Origin of the sequence: Butyrivibrio sp., from assembly GCF_017940685.1 — a bacterium.
GTDB lineage: Bacteria > Bacillota > Clostridia > Lachnospirales > Lachnospiraceae > Butyrivibrio.
On sequence record NZ_JAGAYD010000189.1, the window covers coordinates 1 to 1,585 of the forward strand.

Sequence of the window (1,585 nt, forward strand, 5' to 3'; positions counted from 1 at the left end):
GAGGCTTCGTGCATATGTGTGGGTAAAACATAGAGCCTCAATATGATTATTTTTACCCTTTAAGATCTTTTACAGATCTTAGTAAGTTCTTTAAAAACAGAAATTGAAAAGACCATTCCAATATCTTATTTTTGAAGTTGAAAAAATAACAAAAAAGGATATATGAAATGGTCTCTGCTAGTACTTTATTAAAGAAATTTGCCAACGTCAATCACTCTGTTATAGATTCTTATGAATTCACACAAAACGTTAATGGAGAAGATATCCTAAAGATTAATCTTCACCCTTATAAGACCTATGCTAACCGCTGTCCAGTATGTGGCTGCAGATGCAAGGTTTATGACAGAAGCAAATGCACTCGCATGTGGAGAGCTCTTGACTGTGGAGGAGTTATCATTGAGCTGTACAGTCCTACCTGTAGGGTTGACTGTCCAGAACATGGAGTAAAGACAGCATCCGTTCCCTGGGCATTTCATGACTCAGGATTCACCAAAGACTTCGATATGATGGCTACCTTTCTGGCGATGAATATCAACCGTAGCGTTACAGCAGAGTTTCTCCGCTGTGACTGGCATACCGTCATGAGGTGTATTTCAAGAGCAAGGGCTTACATTGAGCCTGACCTCAAGAAACGTTACGCAGGCCTTGTGAATATCGGTATTGATGAAACCAGTTACAGGAAAGGTCACAGCTACGTTACTGTTGTGGTTAATCACGATACCAATACCGTTGTCTGGTGTGCTCCTGGCCATAGTACAGAGGTTCTGAGCAGGTTCTTTGAAGAGCTTACACAAGAGCAGCGTCTTAACATCAAATGTGTTTCCGGTGATGGAGCAAAATGGATTGATGCCTGTATTGAGAAGTATATTCCTCATGCCTGGCGCTGTGTTGATAGCTTTCACGTTGTCACCTGGGCAATGGAAGCCCTGAATGAACTACGCAAGGAATCATGGCGTGATGCCTACTCAAATCAGAAGAAACTGACCCTGGAGCTTAAACGTGGCAATGGTAGACCCGGCAAACAGGATAAAGCTTCTCTGAAGTTATCAGAGGCTAAAACCAAGGCTACAGAGATAAAAAACTCTACCTATACCTTAGGAAAAGCCCCAGAAAACCTTACTCCAAATCAGATTGAACGCTTGGAAATGATTGCTAAAACCAATCCCAAGCTATTTAGAGGCTATACCTTAAAAGAGCATTTGCGCATGGCTCTTAAAATGTCTTCTAGAGATGAAGCCAAAGCTGAACTGTCCACCTTCTTTTGGAAAGCAACACATAGCAGAATATCTGTTTTTAAAGAGCTTGCCTACAAAATTAGGCGTCATGAGGAACATATCCTCAATACCATAGACTCCAAACTCAGCAATGCCAGAGTTGAGTCTATAAATAACAAGATCAAGCTGTTTATCAGGAAAGCCTACGGCTTTAAAAATATTCAGAACCTGTTGGACATGATCTTATTAGGATGTTCTAATATTTTAATACCACTTCCTAATCGAGGTGGATTAGGACTCAAAGTAGCTTAAATACAGGCTTTTATCGTGCACTACTTTGAGATTTTATCCACAGATGTGCACGAAGAGCC

General features: G+C 40.8%; 1 protein-coding gene. It reads left to right on the forward strand.

The genetic code is table 11. The features are described 5' to 3' along the window. The first annotated feature begins 167 nt into the window (after positions 1 to 167). Complete coding sequence (locus tag J6I68_RS11940; RefSeq protein WP_292220603.1) at positions 168 to 1,526, forward strand: ISL3 family transposase; 1,359 nt, start codon at positions 168 to 170, stop codon at positions 1,524 to 1,526. The last annotated feature ends 59 nt before the right edge of the window (positions 1,527 to 1,585 follow it).

Bases quoted from the DNA above. Each gene is read 5' to 3' on its own strand.
- J6I68_RS11940 (WP_292220603.1), top strand. From the start codon at position 168: ATGGTCTCTGCTAGTACTTTATTAAAGAAATTTGCCAACGTCAATCAC.